This window comes from Dickeya dadantii NCPPB 898, from assembly GCF_000406145.1.
GTDB classification, from domain to species: domain Bacteria; phylum Pseudomonadota; class Gammaproteobacteria; order Enterobacterales; family Enterobacteriaceae; genus Dickeya; species Dickeya dadantii.
The window spans coordinates 502,194-521,513 of record NZ_CM001976.1 but is presented as its reverse complement, the minus strand read 5'-3'; the positions used below and the strand labels follow the sequence as shown (position 1 = coordinate 521,513).

The window sequence follows — 19,320 nt, the reverse complement described above, 5'->3', positions numbered from 1 at the left end:
CCGCTTTCGACAGGATGGAGAAAGGCACGCTGGAGAGTGTATATCAATACAGTACCTCCACCGGCGATACCCAACGGGCAGAGGCGGCACAGCGCGAGCTGCAGAAAAACAGTGAGGGTATCTCGACCAGTCAACTGGAACGCAAGACGGTGTTTGCGCTGACCGAATCCGGCAGCGTCGATAGCTGGTTCGATCAATTCCGCGGTTATGTGTCGAAAACCTTCGCCGATCCTTACACCAAAAGCGACTATCTATCGGCCATCGGCCAGTTCCAGGCGCAATGGCAACAGTTTCAGCAACGGCTGGGGTAACCGGCGTCTCGCGGCACGGTCAGGGACCGATTGTGCTGCCTTTCCCGATATTGTGCTGTTTTTACCGATATTGTGCTGTTTTTCCCAATAATTGTGCTGCTTTTCCCGATGACGGGTGGCAAAAACCGCCCCAACTTCTTATGCTGCTTATCCCCGGTTTGACTCACCATAACCCTCAAAGGATACGGCTATGCAAGACTGGAACCCCGAGCTTTACCTGCGCTTTGCCGGCGAACGTACCCGCCCCGCCCTTGAACTGTTATCCCGCATTTCCCACCCGGCTCCCCTTGCCATCACCGATCTGGGCTGCGGCCCCGGCAACAGCACCGAGCTGCTGCATCAGGCCTGGCCGCAGGCGCGGGTCACCGGCGTGGACAACTCAAGCGCCATGCTGCAACAGGCGCGGCAACGCCTGCCGGGCTGCACGTTTCAGGAGGCGGACATCGCCAGCTGGCGGCCGGATACGCCGCAGGACATCATCTACGCCAACGCGTCGCTGCAATGGCTGGCGGATCATGACCAACTGCTGCCTACGCTGATCGACAACCTGGCGCCGGGCGGCGTGCTGGCGGTGCAAATGCCGGATACCCTCAGCCAGCCCACCCATCAGCTGATGCGCAAGATCGCCGCCGAAGGGCCGTGGTGGGAACGATTCGGTGATGTGGATCAGGTCAGGCAGGCGCTGCCCAGTGCCGGGCAATACTACGATCTGCTGGTCAGTCACGGTTGCGACGTGGATATCTGGCACACCACCTACCATCACGTGATGGGCGGGCCGCAGGCGATCATCGAATGGTTGAAAGGCACCGGTCTGCGTCCGTTTCTGGCGGAGCTGAACGCGCAGGAACAGCAAGATTTTCTGCAACAGTACCAGTTGTGCCTGCAAACAGCTTACCCGGCTCAGGCGGACGGCAACAGCCTGTTGACCTATCCGCGCCTGTTCATGGTAGCGACCAAACGCCAGTGATGCGGCAACCCGGTTCAGTGCTTGCGGGTCTGATCGTCATCCTGCGCGGAGGGTTCATCGTCGTTGGCCGGTTCATCATCCTGTACCGGCGCGTTGGCGGTAAGCAAATAAGGAGATTGCTGCCAGCGGGAACGGCGATGCTGCAGCAGGGTGCGGGCCAGAATAATGCCGATAGCCAGCGCCATCAGCACCATCAGCCGCAGGATGTTGGTGGTGTTGTCCACCTGGCGGGCTTCGGTCGCCAGCACGTGGGTATCCAGCGTAATGCGCAGAAAACCGATCGGCCCGTCCTTACTGTTGACCGGCTCCACCAGTTGGTGGTTGAAGTAGCTACCGGCGCGGCTGCCGTCCAACGCCAGCCGGTCGCGCACCTCAATCTGTTCGCCGGAGCGCGCCACCAGCGTGCCATCCTGCTGGTATAAGGCGGCATCCAAAATACGGCTATGATCGGTAAGCTGCCGCAGCGTTTCCTCGATTCTGCCGCTGTTATCGCTGTTGCTTTCCATCAGCGGCGTCAGGCCAAACGCCACCTGCCGCACCAGCGTACGCGCCAGCTCTTCCACCTGCTCGGAACGGGCCATTTGATGGCTGAGGCTGAAATAGGACGCGCCCTGCAGCAACACCACCAGCAGAGCCAGGCAGATCAGCACAATGGCCGTACGATGTAAGCGAAATTTTATCCGGGCCCGAACCATGGGAATACCTGCGCGATTTGGATACTTTCATGTTGCCAGAAGCGTTGGCGATAGGATAGCTTGTTGCGTTGATTTGTGACCGTCCACCCCGTCAATTCATCACTACCCGCAGGAAAGGATATTTAACCCATGTCGAACCGTTTGACCTATAGCGATCTGCCCGATGAGATCAACTGCTGGCCAAATTTGCCGCTGTCGCTGAGTGACGACGAAGTTATGCCGCTCGACTACCGCGCCGGCAATACCGGTTGGCTGATGTACGGCGACGTGCTCGACAAATATCTGTTATCCCGCATTCAGCGCCGTCTGGATGAACCGCTGGTGATCGTCAGCGCCTGGAGCGTGGACGACTATCAGGTAGTTAGACTGGCCGGTATCCTGACGCCGCGTATCACCAAGGTCGCCCACGAACTGGGGCTGGACGTGACGCCGATGTACAATACCCCGAGCCTGCGTTCGCCCGGCCTGCTGGTGATGGACATGGATTCCACCGCGATCCAGATCGAATGTATCGATGAAATCGCCAAACTGGCGGGCACCGGCGAACAGGTAGCGGAAGTCACTGAGCGCGCCATGCGCGGCGAGCTGGATTTCTCCGCCAGCCTGCGTCAGCGCGTCGGCACCCTGAAAGGCGCGGACGCCAACATTCTGCGTCAGGTGCGGGACGCCCTGCCGCTGATGCCGGGCCTGAAAAACATGGTCAAACAGTTGCAGGACACGGGCTGGCATCTGGCCATAGCCTCCGGCGGCTTCACCTATTTCGCCGATTACCTGCGTGATGAACTCGGGTTGGTGGCGGCGGTCGCCAACGAAATGGGCATGCGCGACGGCAAACTGACCGGCGACGTGGTTGGCCCGATCGTCGATGCGAAATATAAAGCGGATACGCTGCGTCAGTTGGCGGAAAAGCTGGAAATCCCGCCGCACCAGACGGTCGCCATCGGCGACGGCGCCAACGACCTGCTGATGATCAAGGCGGCCGGGCTGGGCATCGCCTATCACGCCAAACCTAAAGTCAACGAGAAGAGCGCGGTCAGCATCCGCCATGCCGATCTGACCGGCGTGCTGTGCATTCTCAGCGGCAGCCTGAGGCATGAAAAAAGCTGAGCCTCGCCGTACAGAGATGCAGTAAAGAACAGACGTAGTAAAAAGCAGATGCAGTAAAGAGCAGATGCGGTAAAGAGCAGTAAAAAGGAGGTAATTCATGGCCAAAGCCGTCAAACGCGCCTTTGTCTGTAATGAATGCGGGGCCGACTATCCGCGCTGGCAGGGGCAGTGCAGCGCCTGTCACGCCTGGAACACCATCACCGAGGTGCGTCTGGCCGCCGCGTCCTCCTCGTCACGCAGCGACCGTTTCTCCGGCTACGCCGGGGACGGCGGCAACGTCAGCCGGGTACAGAAACTATCGGAAATCAGTCTGGAAGCGCTGCCGCGTTTCTCCACCGGTTTTCAGGAATTCGACCGGGTGCTGGGCGGCGGCGTGGTGCCCGGCAGCGCCATTCTGATCGGCGGCAACCCCGGCGCCGGTAAAAGTACCCTGTTGCTGCAAACCCTGTGCAAACTGGCCGAACAGATGAAAACCCTGTATGTCACCGGCGAGGAATCCCTGCAACAGGTGGCGATGCGCGCCCACCGTCTCGGTTTGCCCGCTCAGCACATCAACATGCTGTCGGAAACCAGCATTGAGCAGATTTGCCTGATTGCCGAGCAGGAACAGCCGAAACTGATGGTGATCGACTCCATTCAGGTGATGCATCTGGCGGACATTCAGTCGTCTCCCGGCAGCGTGGCGCAGGTGCGGGAAACCGCCGCCTACCTGACACGCTTCGCCAAAACCCGCGGCGTCGCCATCATCATGGTCGGCCACGTCACCAAAGACGGCTCGCTGGCCGGCCCGAAAGTGCTGGAGCACTGTATCGACTGTTCGGTGCTGCTGGACGGCGACGCCGACTCCCGTTTTCGTACCCTGCGTAGCCACAAGAACCGCTTCGGCGCCGTCAATGAGCTGGGCGTATTCGCCATGACCGAACAGGGACTGCGGGAAATCAGCAATCCGTCCGCCATCTTCCTGAGCCGGGGCGATGAAATCACCTCCGGCAGTTCGGTGATGGTAGTGTGGGAAGGCACCCGGCCGTTGCTGGTGGAAATTCAGGCGTTGGTGGACCAGTCGATGATGGCGAATCCACGTCGGGTTGCGGTCGGGTTGGAACAGAACCGGCTGGCGATCTTGCTGGCGGTGCTGCACCGTCACGGCGGGCTGCAAATGTCGGATCAGGACGTGTTCGTCAACGTGGTGGGCGGCGTCAAGGTAACCGAAACCAGCGCCGATCTGGCGCTGCTGCTGTCGCTGGTGTCCAGCTTCCGCGATCGACCGCTGCCGCAGGATCTGGTGGTATTCGGCGAAGTCGGGCTGGCCGGGGAAATCCGCCCGGTGCCGAGCGGTCAGGAACGTATTACCGAAGCCGCCAAACACGGCTTTAAGCGCGCCATCGTGCCGTTTGCCAATATGCCGAAAAAACCGCCCGCCAACATGCAGGTAATGGGCGTGAAAAAATTGTCGGACGCGCTGGCGATCCTTGATGATCTGTAATTTTCATTAGGTTTTGCCGGCCAGCGCTTTACCATAAGCACATCATCCGCCACACCGGAGTGTCAGACCATGTCTCCCTACGATTACCTGAAAACAGCCATCAGACAAAAAGGCTGTACCCTGCAACAGGTCGCCGATGCCGCGGGTATGACCAAAGGCTACCTGAGCCAGTTGCTCAACGCCAAAATCAAAAGCCCCAGCGCCCAGAAGCTGGAGTCGCTGCACCGCTTTCTGGGGCTGGAATTTCCTTATCAGCAAAAAAGCATCGGCGTGGTATTCGGCAAGTTTTATCCGCTGCACACCGGCCACATTTATCTGATTCAGCGCGCCTGTAGCCAGATAGACGAACTACACGTGATTCTGGGCTACGACGAACCGCGCGACCGCCTGCTGTTCGAGCACAGCTCCATGTCGCAACAGCCAACCGTCAGCGACCGCCTGCGCTGGCTGCTGCAAACTTTCAAGTATCAGAAAAATATCCACATTCACGCCTTCAACGAACAGGGGATGGAACCCTACCCGCACGGCTGGGACGTGTGGAGCCGCGGCATTAAACAGTTCATGTCGGAAAAAGGCATCGACCCCCGCTACGTCTACACCAGCGAAGAGCAGGACGCGTCGCAGTACAAAGAACATCTCGGCATCGAAACCGTGCTGATCGACCCCAAACGCTCCTTCATGAGCATCAGCGGCGCGCAGATCCGTCAGGATCCGTTCCGCTACTGGGAATATATCCCCACCGAGGTGAAACCGTTCTTCGTGCGCACCGTGGCGATTCTGGGCGGCGAATCCAGCGGCAAGTCCACGCTGGTCAACAAGCTGGCCAACATTTTCAATACCACTAGCGCCTGGGAATACGGCCGCGACTACGTGTTTTCCCACCTGGGCGGCGACGAAATGGCGCTACAGTATTCGGATTACGACAAAATCGCGCTCGGCCAGGCCCAGTACATTGATTTCGCGGTGAAATACGCCAATAAAGTGGCGTTTATCGACACCGACTTCATCACCACGCAGGCGTTTTGCAAAAAATACGAAGGCCGCGAACACCCGTTCGTGCAAGCGCTGGTTGAAGAGTACCGCTTTGATCTGGTGATTCTGCTGGAGAACAACACCCCCTGGGTGGCGGACGGCCTGCGCAGTCTGGGCAGCGCGGCGGATCGCCAGGCGTTTCAGGATGTGCTCAAGAGTATGCTGGCGGAAAATAACGTGCCGTACGTTCACGTCACCGAATCAGACTACGACAGCCGCTTTCTGCGCTGCGTGGAGCTGGTGCAGCAAATGCTCGGGCACGACCGGCAAACGCCGATGCCGGCGGCGAGTTAAGCCCGCTGCGTTCTCACCAGCGCCAATGGCGGGACGGGGTGATAATTTCCGGCAACGGCACGTCCCAGCTTTCTACCGGCAACGCATCCACCTGCTGGCAGTCGTGCGCCAGCCCGATGGGATACGGACCGCGCGATTGCCAGTGCTGCAACGTGCGGTCATAAAATCCGCCGCCCATGCCAAGCCGCTGTCCGGCGGCGTCGAACGCCACCAACGGCGTCAACAGCACGTCCAGTCGCTCCACCGGCAGCACCTGGCGCACATCCAGCCGCGGCTCCTGAATCTTCAGCCGGTTCCACACCAGTTCGCTGTCCGGCGCATAACGCAAAAACAGCAGATGCCCGTTGCAGAACGGGTGCAACACCGGCAGGTAAACCTGTTTTTGCCGCTGCCATAGCGCTTCGATCAGCGGTTGGGTATCCAGCTCGCCGTCAAACGACAGAAACAGCGCCACCCGTCTGGCGTCGCCAAGACGCGGGTGCGCCATTGCCCGTTCAGCGGCCTGACCGGCAAAAATAGCTTGCTGCTCGCGGCTTAACGCACGACGACGCTGACGAACCTGCTGACGGATTTGCTGGCGTAATGCCGTAATGGAAGAAAGGTCGGAAGCAGCACTGGCTGGATTCATGCGCAGTCACTTTCATGTAATGAACATGCAATCAAAGGGGAATAAATACGAGAGGGAATCTCCGAGATGCCGCCGCAGGCTGTAACCCTTGAACCCTTGGTTCAAGGTGAACGCAACGTCGCAATCTTAAGGCTTCTCGGCCGAACCGAGCGTGCTCACCAACTACGGATCGTTACATTCTGTTGGTTGAAATATCGGCTCAGGGGACTTGCCCGCTGACGAACATCTCAGAGAAATTTTGTTCTTTCACCGCTACCTTATCATGTCTGGCAGCGATGTGTTACCCCAAAAAACCGTACTTTTGTCAAAACGAGACGCGCTACTCAAATTGCGCGCCCTGACGCTCGGTAATACGGCCTTGCTCCAGCAACGCTTGTTCAATCGTCTGCTGCAGCATACGAATACGCTGTTCCATATTGGCGGCATAATCGCGGGTTTTCAACCGCTCCTGCGCCAGCTCGTGGCACACGTTGAGCGCCGCGATGAACACCAACTGCTCCGTGTTCGTCACCCGGGTACGAACCTTAAGGTCCTGCAACCGCTGGTTAAGATCCTCCGCAGCCTGATTCAGCGCATCCTGCTGTTCTGGCGGGCAATTGACTCTTAACGAACGGCCAAAAATCTGAATATCTACCGGTTGTGCAGACATGTCACCTTCCTGCCTTATTTCGTTTCACGCCCGCATGAGGGACATCCGCTGCGCGGCCCGTGACGGAGCCGGGAAAAAGCGGGCGCTACTATATATATCCACAATAGAAGATACAAGCCCTTTATACCCGCCATATTTCAAGTTGCAGGTGCGTTGGCTGCCCTCGCTCACCCCAGTCACTTACTGATGTAAGCTCCTGGGGATTCGCACGGTTGCCGCCTTTCTGCCGCTTGAAATCTATTGGGTATGGTCTGGCGACGGAGCTTGCTGGTATAGCAACGGAGCTTGGTGGTAGCATAACACGAACGACCCGCCAACGACGATGAATGCTCATGTCCATACAGAATACACTCCCCGGTTACGACGCTATCGATCAGCTACTGCGACAGCATCAGGTAGCGCTAACCGCCGCCGAAATGCACGGCCTGATAAGCGGCATGCTGTGCGGCGGCAACCACGACGACAGTTGGAAAACGCTGACGTTCGAACTGACCAACGACGGCATGGCCTTCCCGCAGACGCTGGCCCAGCCGTTGCAGCACCTGTATCAGGCTACCCGCGACGCGCTGGAAGATGACGGCTTCCTGTTCCAGCTGTTCCTGCCGGACGACACGCAGGAGCACGTCAGCGTATTCGACCGCGCCGACGCGCTGGCCGGCTGGGTCAACCATTTCCTGCTCGGTCTCGGCGTCGTCCAGCCCCGCCTTGGCAAAACGCAGGGCGAGCTGAAAGAGGCGATCGACGATCTGCGCAACATCGCTCAGCTTGGTTACGACGAAGATGAAGACAAAGATGAACTGGAACAGTCGCTGGAAGAAGTGATCGAATATGTACGGGTGGCGGCCATCATGTGCCATAACGAATTTACCCGCCCGGTGATAACCGCACCGGAGAAGAAAAAACCGACACTGCATTAACACGCATTCTGCATTGATGCCCTTTTCAGGAGCAGGTAATGAATCAACAAGAGTACCTCCGCCGCCGTCTGGCCCTTCTGGACAAGATGGCGCCCGGCAGCGCGGCGATCCTGTTCGCCGCGCCGGAAGCGCAACGTAACGCGGACAGCGACTATCCTTACCGCCAGAGCAGCGATTTCTGGTATTTCACTGGTTTCAATGAGCCGGAAGCGGCATTGCTGCTGATCAAAAGCGACGAGAATCACCATCACAGCGTGCTGTTTAACCGGGTGCGCGACGTCACCGCCGAAATCTGGTTCGGCCGTCGTCTCGGTCAGGAAGCAGCGCCATCCAGACTGGGCGTGGACCGCGCGCTGCCGTTCAGTGAGATCGGCGAGCAGTTGCATTTGCTGCTCAACGGCCTGGATGTGGTCTACCACGCGCAGGGCGAATACGCCTACGCCGATAAGCTGGTGTTCGCCGCGCTGGAAACCCTGCGCACCGGCGGCACGCGCAAAGGCTTCCACGCACCGGCGACGCTGACCGACTGGCGGCCGTGGGTACACGATATGCGCCTGTTTAAATCGCCGGCGGAAATCGACATCCTGCGCCGCGCCGGTGAAATCAGCGCGCTGGCCCACACCCGCGCCATGGAGAAATGCCGCCCCGGCATGTTCGAATATCAGTTGGAAGGGGAAATCCACCACGAATTCACCCGCCACGGCGCACGCTACCCATCCTATAACACCATTGTCGGCAGCGGCGAAAACGCCTGCATTCTGCACTACACCGAAAACGAATGTCAGATGCGCGACGGCGATCTGGTGCTGATCGACGCTGGTTGCGAGTATCAGGGCTACGCCGGCGACATCACCCGCACCTTCCCGGTCAACGGCAAATTCACCCCGGCGCAGCGCGCCATTTACGACATCGTGCTGGAATCGGAAGTACGCGCTATCGAGATGTTCGCGCCGGGCCGCAGCATCCGCGAAGTGAATGAAGAAGTGGTGCGCATTATGCTGCGCGGCCTGATCAAACTCGGCATCCTGCAAGGCGATGTCGACACCCTGTTCGCCGAGCAGGCGCACCGTCAGTTCTTCATGCACGGCCTGAGCCACTGGCTGGGCATGGATGTGCATGACGTCGGCGATTACGGCACCGCCGATCGCGGTCGTACGCTGGAGCCGGGCATGGTGCTGACGGTCGAGCCGGGTCTGTATATCGCGCCGGACGCCGATGTGCCGCCGGAATACCGCGGCATCGGTATTCGTATCGAAGACGATATCGTCATCACCGAGAGCGGCAATGACGTGCTGACCGGCGACGTGGTGAAAGATCCGGAAGAGATTGAAGCACTGATGGCAAGGGCGGCAGGACAAGCCTCATGACCGTCATGATTGTCGGCGGCGGAATGGCGGGCGCAACGCTGGCGCTGGCGATCTCCCGCCTGTCTGGCGGCCGGATCCCGGTGGATCTGATCGAAGCCCGCTCGCCGCAGGAAAACCAGCACCCCGGCTTTGACGCTCGCGCCATCGCGCTGGCGCAGGGCACCTGTATGCAGTTGGACGCCATCGGCGTCTGGCAGGCGCTCGCGCCCGTCGCTACCCCCATCGCCAGCGTGCACGTCAGCGACCAGGGCCATGCGGGCCGGGTGCGGTTGCAGGCCAGCGATTACCGGGTGCCGGCGCTGGGCCACGTGGTTGAACTGCACGACGCCGGCAAGCGGCTGTTTTCACTGCTGCAAAACGCGCCCGGCGTGCGGCTGCACTGCCCGGCAACGGTGGTGGAGGTCAACCGGGAGGTTGACGGCGCATCGCTGTTGCTGGACAACGGCACCCTTCTGAGCGGCCAACTACTGGTGGCGGCCGACGGTTCCCGCTCCCGGCTGGCACAGCTCGCCGGCATTCAGTGGCAGCAAACGCCTTATGAACAGGTGGCGAGCATCGCCAACGTTACCACAGCCGTTGCGCATCAGGGCCGTGCCTATGAGCGCTTCACCGAACACGGCCCACTGGCGCTGCTGCCGATGAGTAAAGGCCGCAGTTCGCTGGTGTGGTGCCACCCGCTATCACAACAAGCCGAAGTGGATAGCTGGAGCGATGCACAATTTCTTCAGCAGTTGCAGCGCGCCTTCGGCTGGCGGCTGGGGGCGATCACGCAGGTCGGCGAGCGCCACAGTTATCCGCTGGCGCTGGTGACCGCCGGCCAGCATATCAGCCACCGGCTGGCGCTGGTGGGCAACGCGGCGCAAACCCTGCATCCCATCGCCGGGCAAGGTTTCAACCTCGGCCTGCGCGATGTGATGACGCTGGCGGAAACGCTGACGGCCGCAATCGGGCAGGGTGAAGACCTGGGCAGTCAGGCGGTGTTGCAACGCTATCAGCGCCGCCGCCAGCCGGATCAGCACACTACGGTCGCCTTGACCGACGGGCTGGTGCGTGTCTTCTCCAATCACCTGTTGCCGATGGAAGTCGGGCGGAATCTGGGGCTGATGGCGATGAACAGTCTGCCGCTGCTGCGGGATGTACTGGCGCGGCGCACGCTGGGTTGGGTGGAACGTTAACACAGACAGGAATTCATGCTCTATGCAATCATTTGACGTGGTCATCGCGGGTGGGGGAATGGTGGGGCTGGCGCTGGCCTGTGGTCTGCAAGGCAGCGGCCTGAGCGTCGCGGTGCTGGAAAAACAGACCGCGACCGAACCGCTGGCGAACGGCCCGCACGCGCTGCGCGTATCCGCCATCAATGCCGCCAGCGAGGCGCTGCTGCGCAAGCTCAACGTCTGGCCGGGCATTGCCGCACAGCGGTTAAGCCCTTACAACGAAATGTATGTCTGGGACAAAGACAGTTTCGGCAATATCCGTTTTTGCGGTGAAGAGTTCGGCTTCTCCCGTCTCGGCCACATTATTGAAAACGACGTCATCCAGTGGGCGCTGTGGCAGCAGGCAAGCCAGTCGCGGGATATCACCCTGCTGGCGCCCGCCACGTTGCGTCAGGTCGCCTGGGGCGAGAACGAAGCCTTCATTACGCTGGAAGACGGCAGCATGCTCACCGCCCGGCTGGTGGTGGGAGCCGACGGCGCGCACTCCTGGTTGCGCCAGCACGCCGACATTCCGCTGACTTTCTGGGATTACGGCCATCATGCGCTGGTCGCCAATATCCGCACTGAGCAGCCGCACGGCGCCATCGCCAGCCAGGTGTTCCACGGCGACGGCATTCTGGCGTTTCTGCCGCTCAGCGACCCGCATCTCTGTTCGATCGTCTGGTCGCTGCCGCCGGAGCGCGCCCAATACATGCGCGAGCTGCCCGCCGACGACTTCGTCAAACAGCTGGCGATGACCTTCGATATGCGGCTGGGGCTGTGCCAGTTGGAGAGCGATCGTCAAACCTTCCCGCTCACCGCGCGCTATGCCCGCAGCTTTGCCGCTCACCGGCTGGTGCTGACGGGCGATGCGGCGCACACCATTCATCCGCTGGCCGGTCAGGGCGTCAACCTCGGTTTTATGGACGTGGCGGAACTGATTGCCGAACTCAAGCGGTTGCAGACGCAGGGCAAGGACATCGGCCAGCACCTGTATCTGCGGCGCTACGAACGGCGCCGCAAGCACAGCGCCGCGCTGATGCTGGCGAGTATGCAGGGCTTTCGCACCCTGTTCGCCGCTTCCCATCCGGTCGGCGGCCTGCTGCGCGACATCGGCCTGAAACTGGCGGACACGCTGCCGGGCATCAAGCCGACGCTGGTGCGTCAGGCGATGGGGCTGAACGATCTACCCGACTGGCTGGACCATGCCGACTGATCCACACCGAATACCTTGAACCGAATACCCTAAAAATATCGGGCCGTGTGCGTTATGGCGCGGCCCGTAAATCCCGCAATACTACCCGCTCCCCGGCAAAGAAATAGGTATATTCAAACAGCTGCTGTTTTCCATCGCCGTTCTTCCAGTCGGTATATTCCACAATGCCTCGCAATACCTTGTGACCGTTAACTTGATCCAGTAGCGAAAAAGCAAAATAAGGCCGGGTTCCCAATTTTTCCTGAATACGTTCGCGGATAACCGAATCGCCCAGATAAAAGCCAAGCGGCGAAATATAAACGCCATAGGTGCGATAAAAATAGTTTTCGCTAATCTGCCGGGTAATAACCTGATAGCAACGATCATGCAGAGGCGTCTTTTTTTCTTCGACAATCCCCGGCGCGGGAGAGACGGTATTATCGATACCATAAGCAACAGCGCCGCCATCCGCCAGGCTGACGCGATAGGTATAACGCTCGTCGCCGATAAGCTCATTAACGCCGTGATAGTGTTTTTTCAATACACCGGCGTAGTTGTCTTTCAGGCTGGCGTCATAAATCCGGATCGTCGGCTTGGGATCGCGGTGCTGCGCCAGCGCGGCCGCCAGCGCATTCAGGCTGGCGTCTGACATAAAAAACCGATCTTGGCCGAGCTGTGAAAGATCGGCGAAATAAGCCACCAGCCACTCATCCTTATCCTGTAAATCCTTGCCTGCCAGCGAGAAAAAATCGCCCGTCAGGTTCAGGTTAAGCAACCGACCAAGGTACGCCTGCTGCCGTTTGACGAACGCCGTCTTCTCTGTTCGTTCCGCCTGCACCCGCGCCAGAAACTGCGCCGGTGAGTCGGTTTCGGCAACGCGAACCATAAAGGTCTGGTCGTCGTTGCGGTCGAGCAGATAAAGCGCATACGCGCCCTGCCAGGATTTAAACGGTTCCGAAGGGGAAAGTCGCGTCATATCAAGGTACTGCAACTGCTCGCCAAACTGGGCGCGCAGCATCTTTTTATACGGAGCGGGATTGGAAAAACGGATACAAGACGCCAGCAACGGCACGGCCAGCAACACCGCCAGCCACATCACTTTTCTCATTCATCATCCTTGTCAGGCGCAGATGTTATTTGCGTCTGAATAATATCCAGTTAGTCACAGCAGTATTCAAATTTCATCATAACAGTAAACCAAGCAACGCCAATTATTTTTGCCATATCCGATAACGCCTTAATATTTACCAATGAAATTATCCGATTGGCAGATAAATCATCGTACATTTTCGTCACAATAAACCACCAACATTAATATCTCCTTCAATAAAAGCACATTCGTCATGGTTGGAAAAAACAATTAACACATCAAATAGATACCACTAATGAGTAATACTCGAATATCGTGGTTTAAAGGCGTATGCTGTCGGCAAAGACGATCGTAATTATTTAAAGGAGAGTGAATTATTCACTGTTCGTCTTTTCTTTTTTGTTCCCCCAAGGAGAAATACCATGCAGGCTCGTACCGTTAAGGAAAAAATCATATTGGCGGTGATGATTGGCATTATTGCCGGCATCATTTGCGCGATCGCCAAATTCGGCTGGGAAATTCCCTTCCCGCCTCGTACCCCGGAAAGGGATCTGACTAACCCGCCTCAGCAATTATTGCAACAGCTTGGCATGTCGTTTGATCTCTCGCATATAACCTATCTGTTCAATGGCAATCCGCGGCCGATCATGAGTTTCATCATGCATTTCGGCTTTTCGATTACCTTTACCGTACTTTATTGCGTAGCAGCGGAATTCTGGCCGCGCATCAAGCTCTGGCAAGGCGCTTTTTACGGTCTGGTGCTGTGGGCCGTGTTCCATGTGGTGCTGCTGCCGCTGTTCGGTACCGTACCTGCGCCGTGGGACCAGCCGTTCGCCGAGCACTTCTCAGAAATATTCGGCCACATGTTCTGCTTCTGGGTTGCCGAACTGGCGCGACGCGATCTGCGCAGCCGCATTACCCATCAGTCAGAAGACAACGCGCTGACTGCACAACACGCGCACTGAGTTTCCTGCCTCAACAGGCCATCTTCCCAGGGTGGCCTTTGTCTTAACGCCTTATAAAAACAGCCGTCTTTTATATCCTTTTAGGAATTAAAAATAATTTTTTATACTTTTACACCGTTTTGACAACCCCCTAGAGTACGTAGTCATGACTATGCTTCTTCTAAATAAGCTGATTTTGAGGACTCAGGGAATGGCGACATTATCTCCGGCAAGCAAAGCATCACGGATTTCCTTACTCACCGCAGGGTTGCTGTCTCTGGCGGTGGGCGCATCGCCCTTCGCTCACGCGGCGGACGCTACCGTCACCCCCGTGCAGGGCGGCACGTTGAATATCGGGCTGGGCAGCGACACCCCGGTCATCGACCCGTCCATCACCGCTTACTCCGTGGCGGCGCTGGTGGCCCGCAACGTGGTGGATTCGCTGGTGGGTCAGGCGGAAGACAACCGTTTTACGCCCTGGCTGGCCGAACGCTGGGAAATCAGCGACAACAACACCCGCTATACCTTCCACCTGCGCAAGGACGTGACGTTCAGCGACGGCACCAAACTGGACGCGGCGGCGGTAAAATACAATCTGGAGCGTATTCTCGACCCGAAAACCACCTCCAGCTACGCCAAATCCCTGCTGGGGCCGATCGACAGCATTGCCACGCCGGACGACTACACGGTGGTGATCAACTATAAAAGCCCGTTCGCCGCGCTGTTGCAGGGGCTGAGTTTGCCGTATTTGGGCATTCAGTCGCCGACGTACCTGAAAAACACCCCGAACACCAGCAACACCATCGTCGGATCCGGTCCGTTTATTCTGGAATCCTTCGTAAAAGGCAGCGGCAGCCGCCTGAAAAAACGTCCGGATTACCACTGGGGGCCGGGCTATGCCGCGCACACCGGTCCGGCCTATCTGGATAAAATCGAATTCAAATACCTGCCGGAATCCTCGGTGCGTCTTGGCGCGTTGAGCAGCGGCCAGGTCCAGGCGATTGACGCCGTGCCGCCCGCCAATGCCGCCGCGCTGAAAAAAGACACCCGTCTGGAATTGATCACCCGCGAGAACCCTGGCGTTAACCGCGTGCTTTACCTGAATACCTCCAAAGGCCCGTTCCAGGATGTCAACGTGCGCCGCGCCTTCCTGCACGCGGTGGATGCCGCGTCAGCGACAAAAGTGGCGTTCTTCGGCACCCTGAAAGCGGCGGAAAACATTCTTGGTCCTTCCACGCTGTATTACGACAAGTCGGCCACTGCGCTGGGCGGTTTCGATCTGAAGAAAGCCAACCAATTGCTGGACGAAGCAGGCTGGAAAACCAAAGACGGCCAAGGCTACCGCACCAAAGACGGCAAACGCCTGACCGTGAATTTCGTCTACAGCACCGGCTCGTCGGAAGCGGCGGAAATCACCCTGTTCCAGGCGGTGCAGTATCAGGTGAAACAGGCCGGTATCGACGTCCAGCTTAATCCGGTCGACAGCGGGGGCTTCATCAGTCGTACCAACGATAACGACTACGACATCGCTTCCAACTACTTTGTGCGCGCCGAGCCGGATATCCTGCGTACCGTATTTGACTCCAACTATATTCCGCCCAACGGCAACAACTTCAGCCGCACCCACTCGCTGGATGGCAAGCTGAGAAAAGCCATCGGCGCCAGCGATGCCGAACGCCAGCAGCTCTACAGCCAGATCCAGCACGAACTGCTCGACCAGGCTTACGCCGTGCCGCTGTTCGTCCCGGCCTACCAACTGGGCCTGTCGAAGAAAGTACAGGGCATCAGCTGGGCCACCAACGCCAAACCGAACTTCTATGATGTCTGGATTAAACCGTAACCTGGCCGTCACGGCTCTCCAGCGACTCTTCACCATCGTGGCTGTGCTCTGGGGCGCAGCCACACTGACGTTTATTGCCGTCAAACTGATCCCCGGCGATCCGGTGGCGATCCTGAGCGGCGGCGATAACGTGGTGGATGGCGCGTACCGGGCAGCACTGATCAAGCAATTCGGGCTCGATCAGCCGCTGTGGATGCAATACCTGCGCTACTGCGGACAAGCGCTGCAAGGCGATTTCGGCGTCAGCTATCAGTACCGGCAGCCGGTGGTGGCGTTGATTGGCGACGCCATGCGTGAAACCGTCCAGCTGGCGCTCAGCGCACTGGCGCTGGCCTTATTGCTGTCAATCCTCAACGCTTTGTTGACCGCCGGACGTCACGCCCGGCTGCGCGCGCTGATGTCCTGGCTGGAACTGACGCTGCTCAGCACGCCGGTCTACTGGGTCGGCATCGTGCTGCTCAGCGTTTTCAGCTTCCGCCTGCAATGGTTTCCGGTGATGGGTAATGACGGATTGATATCGCTGGTGCTGCCGGTCATCACCCTGAGTCTGCCGCTGGCGGCCCTGCTGAGCCAGGTGCTGCGCGACGGACTGGAAGAGGCGCTGTCGCAGCCGTTCGCGCTGACGGTGCGCACCCGCGGCGTCAGCGAAACCTGGCTGCGCGTTCGGCACGGCCTGCGCCACGGCGCGCTGGCCGCCTCAACGCTGACCGGCACCCTGCTGGCGGGCGTGCTAAGCGGTTCGGTGCTGACCGAAACCGTGTTCGGCCGCGCCGGCATCGGCCAGATTACCCTGCATGCCATCGAAAGCCGCGACATGCCGCTGGTACTGGGGCTGGTGATGCTGTCTGCCCTGCTGTTTGTGGTCATCAACCTGCTGGTGGATGCGTTGTACCTGATTATCGACCCCCGTTTGAGAAAAAAGGCGAACGCCCATGAGCAGTGAACCTTTAACATGCCGTGAACCGTTAACATGCAGCGAACCGTTAAAATATCGTGACCCCCTGACACGTAGTGAACCTCCGATGCTGATACGCACGCCCCATCGCAGCGCTTATCGCAGCCCCTGGCTGGCGCCGGCAACCCTGCTTCCCGCCGCCGCCGTACTGCTTTTACTGCTGGCGGTGTTTTTCCCTGCGCTGTTCACCCATCGCCTGCCGGATGAGATGGACATGGGGGCGGTGCTCCAGCCGCCCGGCGCGGACCACTGGTTCGGCACCGACACGCTCGGGCGCGATGTCTTCACCCGCGTGGTGTACGGCACCTCGCTGTCGCTGAGCATCGGCGTCGGCGCGATGCTGATCGCCTGCCTAGGCGGCGTGCTGCTGGGCACCTTGTCGGCGCTGGCGCCGCTGCCGGTACGCCGCGTACTGGTGCGGCTGCTGGATATCATGCTGGCGTTCCCGGAAATGCTGCTGGCGCTGCTGGTGATCGCGGTGCTGGGGCGCGGCCCGGAAAATACGCTGCTGGCGGTCGGGCTGGCCGGCGTCGCCGGTTATGCGCGGCTGGTGCGCTCGCAGGTGCTGCAGGTAAAACTGTCCGGCTACGTAGAACACGCCATCGCGCTGGGCGAACCTCCGCTGTACATCGTGGTGCGCCATATCATTCCCAACACCTTACGGCCGTTGCTGATTCTGGCGACCATCGGCGTCGGCAACGCGGTGCTGTCCGCCTCGGCGCTGAGTTTCCTCGGACTTGGCGTGGTGCCGCCCACGGCGGAATGGGGCGCACTGCTGGCCGACGGCCGCAACTTCCTGGATATCGCGCCCTGGGTCAGCCTGTTTCCCGCCAGTGTCGTGGCGCTGTCGGTGATCGTCATCACCCTGCTGGGCCGGCGTTTGCAGGCTATTTTGGCCAGGGGGACAGCATGAGTCAGTCTGCTTTGCAGCCGTTGCTGCGCGTCGATGGGTTAAACGTCACCTTCCCCAGCCCGCACGGGCCGGTGGAATCGGTGCGCGACCTGTCGTTTCAGGTCAATCCAGGTGAAATTCTGGCGCTGGTGGGCGAATCCGGTTCCGGTAAATCGGTCACCGCCCGCACGCTGGTCGGGCTGGCGGGTGAGCGGGCGCAGATTCAGGCCAACGCCATCGAACTGGTGCGCCACGACGGCAACCGGTGCGACCTGCAAACACTCAGCGATCGGCAGTGGCAACAGGTGCGCGGCCGGGAGATCGGCTTCGTATTGCAGGATGCGCTGGTGTCGCTCGATCCGCTGCGGCGCATCGGGCAGGAAGTGGCGGAGCCGCTGCTGACCCATAAACTGGCCTCGCGTAATGATGTGGCGACGCGCGTCGCCGAGCTGCTGGCACAGGTCGGCATTCCCGATCCGGCCAACCGCGCGGCACAATATCCGCATGAGCTGTCCGGCGGTCTGCGCCAGCGGGCGCTGATCGCCTCGGCGCTGGCCGCCGGACCAAAACTGTTGATTGCCGACGAACCCACCACCGCACTGGATGCCACCGTTCAGCAACAGGTGTTGAAGCTGTTTACCGCGCTGGCGCAGGCCGGGCACGGCGTGTTGCTGATCACCCACGATCTGGCAGTGGTGTCGCAGGTCGCCGATCGGGTGATGGTGATGCAGAAAGGCGCGCTGGTGGAACGCGGCACGGCAGGTGCTGTCCGCGCCGCAACACCCGTACACCCGCCGGCTGCTGGCCGCGATCCCGACCGCCGCGACCCGCGGCAACTGGCTGGCGGGAGAAAACCCGCTCAGCCCGCAGGCATCGACCCTGCTCTCTTCCGTCGGCGAGTCCGGCGAAAAGAGCGGGCTGGCGTTGCAGGTAGACGGCGTGTCCGTCTCGTTCAAACGCCCGGACGGCAGCCGCATGACCGCGGTGAATAATATTTCGCTGACGGTGGAACGGGGCGAAACGTTGGGTATCGTTGGCGAGTCCGGCTCCGGTAAAACCACGCTGGGGAAGGTAATGCTGGCCTTGCAGCCGCCGGACAGCGGCGACATTCGTCTGTCCGGCCAACCCTGGAGTTCGCTGACCGAGCGGGAACGCCGCCCGCTACGCGCTAGCATCCAAACCATCACGCAGGATCCGCTCAGTTCGTTCGATCCGCAGTTCACCATTGAACAGATCCTGCTGCAGCCGTTGCGGTTGCGGCGCGATCTGAGCCCGCAAGCCCGTAAGCAACGCATTCTTGCCCTGCTGGAGCTGGTGGGACTGTCGCCGACGCTGCTCTCCAGACGGCCGCAGTCGCTATCCGGCGGGCAGCGCCAACGTATCTCCATCGCACAGGCGCTGGCGGCGGAGCCGGAGGTGCTGATTTGCGACGAACCGGTATCGGCGCTGGATGTCACCACGCAGGCGCAGGTGCTCGACCTGCTGGTGGCGTTGCAGCAACGCCTGCAATTGTCGATGGTGTTTATCTCCCACGATCTGGGGGTGGTGCAGCACATGAGTCACCGGATTGCGGTCATGAAAGACGGAAATGTGGTGGAACGCGGCACCGTGGAACAGATATTCAATCAACCGCAACACCCGTATACCCGGCAATTACTTTCCACCGTCGCCCCGGTGGCGATTAACCGAAAAAATAACGATATTTACGCCTGACGTTATTTCAACGCGCCATCATAGACATTACATTTTCAATTAACAGGA

17 protein-coding genes, 1 other RNA gene and 1 pseudogene are annotated in these 19,320 nt (G+C 59.5%); 14 read left to right on the top strand and 5 right to left on the bottom strand.

The annotated features are described in order from the left end of the window. The first annotated feature begins 14 nt into the window (after positions 1–14). Both DDA898_RS22715 and tam read left to right on the top strand, forming a co-directional pair. Entirely contained in the window at positions 15–311 is a 297-nt protein-coding gene (locus DDA898_RS22715; protein ID WP_050570165.1) for a hypothetical protein, read from the top strand. A 190-nt stretch (positions 312–501) separates the two neighbouring features. Beyond that, complete coding sequence (gene tam, locus DDA898_RS02860) at positions 502–1,278, top strand: trans-aconitate 2-methyltransferase (protein WP_038910156.1); 777 nt, start codon at positions 502–504, stop codon at positions 1,276–1,278. A gap of 14 nt (positions 1,279–1,292) precedes the next feature. Here tam and DDA898_RS02855 read toward each other — a convergent pair whose 3' ends face one another. Further along, the gene (locus DDA898_RS02855) at positions 1,293–1,973 is read right to left on the bottom strand and encodes a YtjB family periplasmic protein (RefSeq protein WP_038910155.1); all 681 of its coding nucleotides are present in this window, start codon (positions 1,971–1,973) and stop codon (positions 1,293–1,295) included. Positions 1,974–2,102: 129 nt separating this feature from the next. Here DDA898_RS02855 and serB point away from each other — a divergent pair, with 129 nt between their 5' ends. The 3 genes from serB to nadR all read left to right on the top strand — a co-directional run bounded on the left by serB (position 2,103) and on the right by nadR (position 5,889). Continuing rightward, the gene (gene serB, locus DDA898_RS02850; RefSeq protein ID WP_038910154.1) at positions 2,103–3,080 is read left to right on the top strand and encodes a phosphoserine phosphatase; all 978 of its coding nucleotides are present in this window, start codon (positions 2,103–2,105) and stop codon (positions 3,078–3,080) included. A 97-nt stretch (positions 3,081–3,177) separates the two neighbouring features. Beyond that, entirely contained in the window at positions 3,178–4,563 is a 1,386-nt protein-coding gene (gene radA / locus DDA898_RS02845; RefSeq protein ID WP_013316191.1) for a DNA repair protein RadA, read from the top strand. Between the two features lie 69 nt (positions 4,564–4,632). After that, a complete protein-coding gene (nadR, locus tag DDA898_RS02840) occupies positions 4,633–5,889 on the top strand; it encodes a multifunctional transcriptional regulator/nicotinamide-nucleotide adenylyltransferase/ribosylnicotinamide kinase NadR (protein ID WP_038910153.1) in 1,257 nt (418 codons plus the stop codon). A gap of 13 nt (positions 5,890–5,902) precedes the next feature. Here nadR and DDA898_RS02835 read toward each other — a convergent pair whose 3' ends face one another. The 3 genes from DDA898_RS02835 to zapA form a co-directional block, all read right to left on the bottom strand. Further along, the gene (locus tag DDA898_RS02835; RefSeq protein ID WP_038910151.1) at positions 5,903–6,517 is read right to left on the bottom strand and encodes a 5-formyltetrahydrofolate cyclo-ligase; all 615 of its coding nucleotides are present in this window, start codon (positions 6,515–6,517) and stop codon (positions 5,903–5,905) included. 54 nt (positions 6,518–6,571) lie between these two features. Continuing rightward, a non-coding RNA gene (ssrS, locus tag DDA898_RS21950) (6S RNA) lies at positions 6,572–6,754 on the bottom strand. Between the two features lie 82 nt (positions 6,755–6,836). Then, positions 6,837–7,166 carry a cell division protein ZapA gene (zapA, locus tag DDA898_RS02830; protein ID WP_012883229.1) on the bottom strand — a complete coding sequence of 110 codons (330 nt, stop codon included), beginning with the start codon at positions 7,164–7,166 and terminating at the stop codon, positions 6,837–6,839. Positions 7,167–7,498: 332 nt separating this feature from the next. Between zapA and DDA898_RS02825 the strand changes: the two genes are divergently transcribed. The 4 genes from DDA898_RS02825 to ubiI are packed head-to-tail and all read left to right on the top strand — an operon-like array spanning position 7,499 to position 11,859. After that, positions 7,499–8,083 (top strand): YecA/YgfB family protein, encoded by a 585-nt coding sequence (locus DDA898_RS02825; protein ID WP_013316188.1) that lies wholly within the window; start codon positions 7,499–7,501, stop codon positions 8,081–8,083. 38 nt (positions 8,084–8,121) lie between these two features. Further along, entirely contained in the window at positions 8,122–9,450 is a 1,329-nt protein-coding gene (gene pepP, locus DDA898_RS02820) for a Xaa-Pro aminopeptidase (RefSeq protein ID WP_038910150.1), read from the top strand. Further along, entirely contained in the window at positions 9,447–10,625 is a 1,179-nt protein-coding gene (gene ubiH / locus DDA898_RS02815) for a 2-octaprenyl-6-methoxyphenyl hydroxylase (RefSeq protein WP_038910148.1), read from the top strand. The genes pepP and ubiH overlap by 4 nt, the downstream gene beginning before the upstream one ends. Before the next feature lie 22 nt (positions 10,626–10,647). Continuing rightward, complete coding sequence (gene ubiI, locus DDA898_RS02810) at positions 10,648–11,859, top strand: FAD-dependent 2-octaprenylphenol hydroxylase (protein ID WP_038910146.1); 1,212 nt, start codon at positions 10,648–10,650, stop codon at positions 11,857–11,859. 52 nt (positions 11,860–11,911) lie between these two features. Here ubiI and DDA898_RS02805 read toward each other — a convergent pair whose 3' ends face one another. Next, positions 11,912–12,946, bottom strand: coding sequence for a hypothetical protein (locus tag DDA898_RS02805; RefSeq protein WP_152490663.1), 1,035 nt, complete (start codon positions 12,944–12,946; stop codon positions 11,912–11,914). Positions 12,947–13,350: 404 nt separating this feature from the next. Here DDA898_RS02805 and DDA898_RS02800 point away from each other — a divergent pair, with 404 nt between their 5' ends. From DDA898_RS02800 to DDA898_RS02780, 5 genes and pseudogenes are all read left to right on the top strand, one after another. Further along, positions 13,351–13,893, top strand: a complete 543-nt coding sequence (locus tag DDA898_RS02800; protein WP_038910143.1) for a YagU family protein — start codon at positions 13,351–13,353, stop codon at positions 13,891–13,893. A 190-nt stretch (positions 13,894–14,083) separates the two neighbouring features. After that, positions 14,084–15,712 (top strand): ABC transporter substrate-binding protein, encoded by a 1,629-nt coding sequence (locus DDA898_RS02795; RefSeq protein WP_038910142.1) that lies wholly within the window; start codon positions 14,084–14,086, stop codon positions 15,710–15,712. Continuing rightward, positions 15,690–16,655, top strand: a complete 966-nt coding sequence (locus tag DDA898_RS02790) for an ABC transporter permease (protein ID WP_038900179.1) — start codon at positions 15,690–15,692, stop codon at positions 16,653–16,655. The genes DDA898_RS02795 and DDA898_RS02790 overlap by 23 nt, the downstream gene beginning before the upstream one ends. A gap of 79 nt (positions 16,656–16,734) precedes the next feature. After that, entirely contained in the window at positions 16,735–17,580 is an 846-nt protein-coding gene (locus DDA898_RS02785; protein ID WP_038910141.1) for an ABC transporter permease, read from the top strand. After that, positions 17,577–19,272: pseudogene (locus tag DDA898_RS02780) on the top strand (dipeptide ABC transporter ATP-binding protein). The gene DDA898_RS02785 and the pseudogene DDA898_RS02780 overlap by 4 nt, the downstream one beginning before the upstream one ends. The last annotated feature ends 48 nt before the right edge of the window (positions 19,273–19,320 follow it).